This window comes from Botrimarina sp., assembly GCF_040219535.1.
Classification (GTDB): Bacteria; Planctomycetota; Planctomycetia; order Pirellulales; family Lacipirellulaceae; genus Botrimarina.
Genome location: NZ_JAVJSH010000004.1, coordinates 1 through 3,242 on the forward strand (window position 1 = coordinate 1; position 3,242 = coordinate 3,242).

Consider the following 3,242-nt stretch of genomic DNA (forward strand, 5'->3'; position numbering starts at 1 on the left):
GTGGAGCGGGCCATCGAACGCGGGGCCGCCCTGTCGTGAGCGAGCAAGAGCTACGCGAGGCCCTCGAGCGGATCCGGGGCCAGGCCGACCAGATGCAGGCCGAGCTCGACAACTGGGAACAGATCTGCGGGCGGCTGGTGCAGCTGTGCGCCGACACGGAGGAGCTCCGGCGCGAGGCGACGGGCGCGATGCGGATGCTGGCCGGCGCGCTCCGCGACTCCCGCGACGTCATGGCCGCGATGAACCGGCGGCTCGAGGCCGACCAGGACCAGGCCGACTGGTGGAAGGGCTGAGGCCCGCCAGGAGGAAGGGCTGCGGCCGCGGCGTGGGCGTGCGGCACGGGGACGGGGGCGGGGGCTCCCCTCCCTGGTTGGACCCGCAGAACACTCTCCCCGCCCGGCGCGGGGGCTCTTTGGCAATCCAGCGAGATCAGCCCCGGGGCGGTTGGCGAGCCGCTCCGGGGTAGCGATAGTTTGGGTTCGCCGCATATCGCAAGTCACTTACCGGACTTCGATCGGCGGAATGGCCAAACCTGGTTCTCGCACATGACAATCGAAGAAGCCGCGAAGGCCCTTAGCAGAGTCGGAGCTGAGTGCACCAGCAAATCCGAAGGGCTATCCACTGCCAACCGCAAGGTGGCACAAGGGCTCGCTGAAGAAGCGGCAGAGCATCATCGCCTAAGGGGGTGCTGGTCGGTCGATGAGAAGATGGTCTGCATGCAGCTTCTTGACCGGGACAAGACTGCCGACTGGCAGACGGGCCGGGTGAGTGTCCTGCCCTGGGGCTGGAGCGGCGGAGTGTTCGGCGGTTCGCTCACACTAACCGCTTACCTTTGGGGGCCTGAAAAAGAGAAGCTGCTGTGCCGAGCCGCGATTCCGTACGGCGACCCTTTCCTAGACGTCGTTCGCGGAGGTTCGTTTCGAGTGGTTGTCATGCACGGCAAGACCGTTGTGCGGGCAGACGATGTTGACTACTCGGCAACGCAAGAAGGATCTTCGATGTCGCAGCTGCACGTCGATGGTCTGCAAGAGGCGGGGGCGCAAGGGTATTTCGATGAAGCGGCGAATTTCTGGGAGACGCTGCACCACCAGACAGTGGTTAAACGCTATCTGTCGGCGACCGATAGGCTCTCTCTCGGATGGTTCGATAGGGTTCGAGCTCACAGCAAGGTACGGACCATCTTGGACACGATAAGCAAGGGAAGTTTTGGGGAGGTCGCACGGCGACTAGAGCTTGACCAATTGGCGATCGGATTGGTTGAAGCGATTGAAACATGTGATGGCGACTTCAGGGTCGTACGAGATTACCTGCTGAACGCCTTCCATAAGAGCTCGCGAAGCATTGCCTATCTAGTGTTGAATAGCTTCAAGGACCTCCCAGATGGCGAAGAGGGCGACTATCCGCTTACCGCCCTTCATGCAGTGATGCATACCTTTATCGAGTGTGCCGATGTCACTGGATGCGGGCGAAAGTTTCCATGGTTGAGTGAATCGGGCGAGCTGAAGCTGCTGGATCTCAAGCCCCACGATTTCCCCGCCTGCGTCGATCCACGCGAATACTGGATGCGGCAGCTAGGCGGTTTTGTATTCGGATGGGGTCACCTGCTCGGCGGCGGTGACGTGCCGGTAAGCGGCCGCGAAGTCCACGCCATGATGGACCAGCTGCCGAGCTGCGAAGACGTCCAGAAATGCGAGGATCACGCAAGCTTTTTGTTGGCCGAAGCCGACGCGAACAAGCAAGGTTGCATACCTCCGCAGGCCGTCGTTCAGCTTGCAATAGGCCCGTTCACATCGGTCGAGCTTTGCGAGAAAGAAGTGAGCGTCTGCGTTGCCCTGCGCCAACCTAGCGGTCTCGTCTTTTACTTCACAGTTGAGCCAAAAAGGCAATACAGCAGCGCCCTGCTGGTCTATGAGGATGGCGACGCGGCAGCGGAAGAGCGTACCGAAAAGGCGCAGGCGGCATTGAAGCTGCTTATTTCGGCAGTGATCCGCGACTTCTGGGTTATCGAGAGACGCGAAGCAGTGTTCGAGCAGCGGACGGTGCCGATCGAGCGAAATCGGAAAGACGGTTACAGGGACGGTGTGCGAATGGTCTACCTGCCAAGGGTAAAATATGACTACAAGCGCGGCCCCGACCTCGCGTCTTGTGAAGAGCAGCTAAGTGTGACAAATCGCCGATCTCACGTCGTCGCTGGGCACCTCCGGAAAAGCAGCCACCCGTCGCAGCACCAGTTGTCCCTCGCCATTCGATACGGGTTCGAGGTGCCAGAGGGTTACACGTTTGTGCGACCGCACGAACGAGGGAAGGCGAAGCGCGACGTGATTTATCGCAGTCGGTCGGCGCTGCGATCTTTGTATACTGCAGCAGACTCAGAAGGCTGCTCAGCCGAGGTTGACTGGTTCCGCTTCGAGCGAGACGTTCACTCGCTGATGACCCGACTCGGCTTTGACGTCGAGCACGTGGCCGCGTCGGGGCTCGGCGACCACGGGGTTGATGTGTTCGCCACGAAGGGGATCGATCTCGACGCCGTCCAGTGGATTGTCCAGTGCAAATGCTGGAAGCCGAAGCGGAAAGTGTCTCCCTCAGTCGTGAGAGAGCTTGCCGGGACCCTCCGGCGGTACCCGCAGGGCACCCGCGGCATGATCGTCACCACGAGCGGCTTCACCTCGGGGGCGGTGGAGGAAGCTCGCTTGCACGATATCCGGCTTATGGATGGCGCCGAGTTCGCGGAAAGGTTGGGCGCCAGCTAAGTCGCCCGCGACACCGCCGCACACGCCCCACCCTCCTGGCCCGCTTGACTCCCGCCGTCCGCACCGGCCAAGCTACGGCCGTCAAAGCTACCCGGCCCGCCAGCCCTCACCGGCGGGCCGCCTTCGGGCTTCTGGGCCTGAGCACACAAGATGTCAAATCCTCACAAGAAGTCAGAGCGGCTAGCCGTTGGTATCGCACCGCCGTAAGGCCTGCGGGGCGGTTCTTGTGCCGCCTGACAGTGCCAACGGCTAGCCGCTTTCATTGGCGGGGTGGATCTCTTCTCCCCCGCCAAAGGAAGCCCTCACCATGGTCTGCGCTGCAGTCCCGGCGCTGGGAGGCGCCACCGCGCCCTCCCTCGCCCGGCCGATGCTCGTCTCGGCCAACCTCGCGTTCCTCAGCGGCCGCCGCGTGGAAGCGGCCGCACGACTCAGAGAAGCCCTCAGGCGTCACCTGGCGGCCCTCGCTGCCGGCTACCGCCTGGTCGATGAGGG

General features: G+C 62.7%; 3 protein-coding genes. All 3 read left to right on the forward strand.

All coding sequences use genetic code 11. The features are described 5' to 3' along the window. The coding region (locus RIC11_RS01885) for a hypothetical protein (RefSeq protein ID WP_350208131.1) at positions 1-293 on the forward strand (293 nt) is incomplete at its 5' end. Positions 294-545: 252 nt separating this feature from the next. Continuing rightward, positions 546-2,750: a restriction endonuclease gene (locus tag RIC11_RS01890; RefSeq protein WP_350208132.1), complete on the forward strand. Its 2,205-nt coding sequence runs from the start codon at positions 546-548 to the stop codon at positions 2,748-2,750. A gap of 307 nt (positions 2,751-3,057) precedes the next feature. Continuing rightward, the coding region (locus RIC11_RS01895) for a hypothetical protein (RefSeq protein ID WP_350208133.1) at positions 3,058-3,242 on the forward strand (185 nt) is incomplete at its 3' end.

Bases quoted from the DNA above. Each gene is read 5' to 3' on its own strand.
- RIC11_RS01890 (WP_350208132.1), top strand. From the start codon at position 546: ATGACAATCGAAGAAGCCGCGAAGGCCCTTAGCAGAGTCGGAGCTGAG.